At 68.1% G+C, this 4,604-nt stretch carries 5 protein-coding genes; all 5 read left to right on the forward strand.

From position 1 onward, the window contains the following. Positions 1-140: LysE family transporter (locus N878_RS13170; protein WP_031303140.1), on the forward strand; the 140-nt coding region annotated here is incomplete at its 5' end. Positions 141-179: 39 nt separating this feature from the next. Then, positions 180-1,136, forward strand: a complete 957-nt coding sequence (locus tag N878_RS13175) for a LysR family transcriptional regulator (RefSeq protein ID WP_021444120.1) — start codon at positions 180-182, stop codon at positions 1,134-1,136. A gap of 90 nt (positions 1,137-1,226) precedes the next feature. Continuing rightward, the gene (locus tag N878_RS28970) at positions 1,227-1,403 is read left to right on the forward strand and encodes a hypothetical protein (protein ID WP_021444121.1); all 177 of its coding nucleotides are present in this window, start codon (positions 1,227-1,229) and stop codon (positions 1,401-1,403) included. Positions 1,404-1,517: 114 nt separating this feature from the next. Then, positions 1,518-1,745: a DUF2790 domain-containing protein gene (locus tag N878_RS13180; RefSeq protein ID WP_021444122.1), complete on the forward strand. Its 228-nt coding sequence runs from the start codon at positions 1,518-1,520 to the stop codon at positions 1,743-1,745. 376 nt (positions 1,746-2,121) lie between these two features. Continuing rightward, positions 2,122-4,604, forward strand: a 2,483-nt coding sequence (putA, locus tag N878_RS13185; RefSeq protein ID WP_021444123.1) for a bifunctional proline dehydrogenase/L-glutamate gamma-semialdehyde dehydrogenase PutA, incomplete at its 3' end; no start/stop codon positions are given.

Consider the following 4,604-nt stretch of genomic DNA (forward strand, 5'->3'; position numbering starts at 1 on the left):
TGTGGTTCGCCAGCCTGGCCCTCGGCGCCGCCTGGCTCTCGCCCTGGCTGGCGCGACCGCTGACCTGGCGGCTGATCGACCTGGGCGTGGCGGCGATGATGTTCGCGGTGGCCGCGCAGCTGATGCTGGGGGCTCTGTAGTCGCGCATAATCCCCTGGCCTCTTACGCCAGGAGCAACAATGGATACCTTGCACAGCATGCGCGTGTTCGTCCGGGTGATCGACGACGGCAGCTTCACCGCCGCCGCCCAGGCGCTGGATCTGTCCACCGCGCAGGTGTCGCGGCTGGTCGCCGATCTGGAGCAGCAGCTGCAGGCGCGCCTGCTGCACCGCACCACCCGGCGCCTGGCGCTGACCGAGACCGGCGAGCGTTACCTGGAGCGCTGCCGGCAGATTCTCGCCCAGGTCGACGAGGCCGCCGCCGAGGCGCGTGGCGCCCACCTCACCCCCAGCGGCCGGCTGCGCGTGCACACCATGACCGGCCTCGGCCTGCAGCACCTGACGCCGCTGATCGCGCGCTACGCCGAACGGCATCCGCAGGTGGTGGTGGAGCTGACCCTGGCCCAGCGCACCCCGGACCTGCTGGAAGACGGCCACGACGTGACCATAGCCTTCGCCCGCGACCTGCCCGACTCGCAACTGGTGGCGCAACGCCTGGGCCCGGTGTACAGCGTGCTGTGCGCCGCGCCCAGCTACCTGGCCGAGCACGGCGTGCCGCAGCAGCCGGGCGATCTGCAACGGCACCGTTACCTGCGCCTGACCGACCCGCTGTACCGCGGCCAGTGGGATTTCGGCGACGAGCAGCTGGACGCCCTGCCGGCCGAGAGCTTCCAGGTCAACGTCGCCGAGGCGCTGGTCAAGGCGGCGCAGGCGGGCATGGGCTTCTGCCTGCTGCCCTCGTTCGTCGCCAGCCAGCCGCTACGCGAGGGGCGCCTGCTGCGCATCCTGCCGCAGCACCGCCTGCGCGCCCTGAGCATCTACGCGCTGTACCCATCGCGGCGCTTTCTCGACGCCAAGACGCGCACCTGGGTGGATTTCCTCAAGGCCGAACTGCCGCCGCTGCTGGCCGCCGACGAAGCGGTGCTGGACGACCCGGCCTGCTGGGCGGAGGCCGGGCAATTGTTACGTCACAGGTAAAAGTCATTCACCTGTCGCTGTCTGTTTCATGGTCCTGCGCGCCACTAGCATGGCTGCGAACCCACGAAGAATCCGCCAGAGGATCGCCCCATGAAACAGCTTCTCACTGCCGCCAGCCTGACCCTCGCCACCCTGCTCGCCGCCCAGGCCTGCCTGGCCGAGGAATCCTCCGCCTTCGTCGAGCACCACGCAAAGCTGCAGCAAAACGCCGGCTCGGCGCAGCAGCAGGCGCAACGCACCGCCGACGCCTCCCAGCAACAGGGCTGAGCCCTTCCTCCCGGCGTCGACCTGCCAGCTCCCCGTCGACGTCCCTGGGCCGCCTGCGCGGCCCCTTTTATTCACTCGCGGCGGCGTGCCAGCCGCTACCGATTCGAGGTCACGATGAAGCATCTCGCCTGGTTATTCCCCCTGTCCTTCGCCGCTGCCCTGGCCCACGCCGACGAACCGCAGCACTACCACTACGGCATGCACCTGGACGTGGCCAAGGTCATCAGCCAGAGCCTGCCGCACGGCTGCGAGGTGGGCGAGGCGCGCATGGTCTACCTGGACTCGCAAGGCCGGCAGCACAGCCTGATCTACCAGCGCCAGGGCGAGGACTGCCATTACTGAGCGCGTCACACGCCCACTGATCGGAGACAAGCTCCGCCCTGCTACAAAGTTCTCTGACAAGGCTACCCTGAGTGGGTAGCACCCATCCCTCCCTGCCCCCTCCAGGCAAGCGAATTTGGTTGCACCCAAGCAACGTGAGGCCAGTCAGATCGCAGCAGGCGCAGCCATGTCGAGCCCTACCCGCCCATCGCGACAGCATCCCCCTCGAATCCCGCGCCCCCTGAAAACCTGGCTTAGGCCAAATTTCAAACACCCGAATCAACGTCCGTCGCACCGAGCGAAATCAAAGGTTGCACCTGGTTGCACCCAAGATGGATGCGGGTTTAATCTCCCGCAGCTTTTTTTGCCGTGCATCACCTGACAAGTAGGACTCCCCATGGCCACCACCACCCTTGGCGTAAAACTCGACGATGCCACCCGCGACCGCCTGAAGCAGGCCGCCCAGTCCATCGACCGCACCCCGCACTGGCTGATCAAGCAGGCGATCTTCAATTATCTGGAGCAGATCGAGGGTGGCCTGACCCCCGCCGAGCACGCCGGCCTGGCCGCTGCCGCCGGCGAGGAGGCGGTGGAGCACCTGAACGAGGCGGGCCTGCAGGTGTTCCTCGACTTCGCCGAGAGCATCCTGCCGCAGTCGGTGCTGCGCGCCGCCATCACCGCCGCCTACCGCCGCCCGGAAACCGAGGCGCTGCCGATGCTGCTGGAGCAGGCCCGTCTGCCCAAGGCGCAGGCCGAAGCGGCCAACCAGATGGCCCTCGGCATCGCCGAGAAGCTGCGCAACCAGAAGAGCGCCGGTGGCCGCCAGGGCCTGGTGCAGGGCCTGCTGCAGGAGTTCTCCCTGTCGTCGCAGGAAGGCGTGGCGCTGATGTGCCTGGCCGAGGCGCTGCTGCGCATCCCGGACAAGGCCACCCGCGACGCCCTGATCCGCGACAAGATCGCCAACGGCAACTGGAGCCAGCACCTGGGCCAGAGCCCGTCGATGTTCGTCAACGCCGCCAGCTGGGGTCTGCTGATCACCGGCAAGCTGGTCGCCACCCATAACGAGGAAGGCCTGTCGTCCTCGCTCAACCGCCTGATCGGCAAGAGCGGCGAGCCGGTGATCCGCAAGGGCGTGGACATGGCCATGCGCCTGATGGGCGAGCAGTTCGTCACCGGCGAGACCATCGGCGAGGCCCTGGCCAACGCCAGCAGCATGGAAAGCAAGGGCTTCCGCTACTCCTACGACATGCTCGGCGAAGCCGCGCTGACCGAGGAAGACGCCAAGCGCTACCTGGCCTCCTACGAGCAGGCCATCCACGCCATCGGCAAGGCCTCCCACGGCCGCGGCATCTACGAAGGCCCGGGCATCTCGATCAAGCTCTCGGCGCTGCACCCGCGCTACAGCCGCGCCCAGTACGACCGGGTGATGGACGAGCTGTTCCCGATCCTGCTCGGCCTGACCAAGCTGGCCAAGCAGTACGACATCGGCCTGAACATCGACGCCGAGGAAGCCGACCGCCTGGAAATCTCCCTCGACCTGCTCGAGCGCCTGTGCTTCGCCCCCGAGCTGGCCGGCTGGAACGGCATCGGCTTCGTCATCCAGGCCTACCAGAAGCGCTGCCCCTACGTGATCGACTACGTCATCGACCTGGCCAAGCGCAGCCGCCATCGCCTGATGATCCGCCTGGTCAAGGGCGCCTACTGGGACAGCGAGATCAAGCTGGCCCAGGTGGGCGGTCTGGAAGGCTACCCGGTGTACACCCGCAAGCCCTACACCGACGTGTCCTACATCGCCTGCGCGCGCAAGCTGCTGGCCGTGCCGGAAGCCATCTACCCGCAGTTCGCCACCCACAACGCCCACTCGCTGTCGGCCATCTACCAGCTCGCCGGGCAGAACTACTACCCGGGCCAGTACGAGTTCCAGTGCCTGCACGGCATGGGCGAGCCGCTCTACGAGCAGGTGGTCGGCTCGCTCAAGGACGGCAAGTACGCCCGTCCGTGCCGCATCTACGCCCCGGTCGGCAGCCACGAGACGCTGCTGGCCTACCTGGTGCGTCGCCTGCTGGAAAACGGCGCCAACACCAGCTTCGTCAACCGCATCGCCGACCACAGCATCTCGCTCAAGGACCTGGTGCTCGACCCAGTGCAGCAGGTCGAGCAGATGGCCGCCCAGGAAGGCACCCTCGGCCTGCCGCACCCGCGCATCCCGCTGCCGCGCGATCTGTACGGCGAGGCCCGGCTGAACTCCGAAGGCATCGACCTGGCCAACGAACACCGCCTGGGCTCGCTGTCCTCGGCGCTGCTGTCGTCGACCAACAATAGCTATGTCGCCAGCCCGATCCTCGGCTGCGACACGCCCAATCCGGGCCCGGCCGAGCCGGTGCGCAACCCGGCCGATCAGCGCGACCTGGTCGGCCATGTGCACGAGGCCAGCGAGGCCGACGTCAAGAGCGCGATCCTCTGCGCCCAGTCCAGCGGGCAGATCTGGCAGTCGACCCAGCCGGCCGAACGCGCCGCCGTGCTGGAGCGCGCCGCCGACCAGATGGAAGGCGAGATGCAGCAACTGATGGGCCTGCTGGTGCGCGAATCCGGCAAGACCTTCGCCAACGCCATCGCCGAAGTGCGCGAGGCGGTGGACTTCCTCCGCTACTACGCGGCCCAGGCGCGCAGCTTCAGTAACGACAGCTACCGCCCGCTGGGCCCGGTGGTGTGCATCAGCCCGTGGAACTTCCCCCTGGCGATCTTCACCGGCCAGGTGGCCGCCGCCCTGGCCGCCGGCAACACCGTGCTGGCCAAGCCGGCCGAACAGACCCCGCTGATCGCCGCCCAGGCCGTGCGCATCCTGCTCGAAGCCGGCGTGCCCGGCGGTGCCGTGCAGCT

This window comes from Pseudomonas sp. EGD-AK9, from assembly GCF_000465935.2.
Classification (GTDB): domain Bacteria; phylum Pseudomonadota; class Gammaproteobacteria; order Pseudomonadales; family Pseudomonadaceae; genus Aquipseudomonas.